The sequence below is a fragment of the Pseudoalteromonas sp. CR1 genome (genome assembly GCF_019392235.1).
Taxonomy (GTDB): Bacteria; Pseudomonadota; Gammaproteobacteria; order Enterobacterales; family Alteromonadaceae; genus Pseudoalteromonas.
Genome location: NZ_JAHXRM010000686.1, coordinates 1 through 230, shown reverse-complemented (window position 1 = coordinate 230; position 230 = coordinate 1). Strand labels below are relative to the sequence as shown.

1 protein-coding gene is annotated in these 230 nt (G+C 57.4%); it reads right to left on the bottom strand.

Annotation, left to right across the window (positions count from 1 at the left end):
- On the bottom strand, nt 1-190 hold a 190-nt coding region (locus KZZ04_RS21020), incomplete at its 3' end, for a hypothetical protein (protein WP_219424150.1).
- Between the last annotated feature and the right edge of the window lie 40 nt (nt 191-230).

Genomic DNA, 230 nt, shown 5'->3' with positions numbered 1-230 from the left:
GGATCATCACCACGGTGTTGAGCAGCTCCGGCTTCAGGGCGATGTCCCATTGCTCGGACGGCACATTGATGACTTCGGTGCTGGCCTTGTTGCCCTGCCCTACCTTATGGAAATAAGTCGTGGTGACGTCGTACAGCTCCCACTTCCCTTCATCGTACTGCGCGCGCCTGGAGAAGCTGGAGGTCAGCATGTGCCGCTCTTTATCGAACGTATAACGCGTCACACCCACC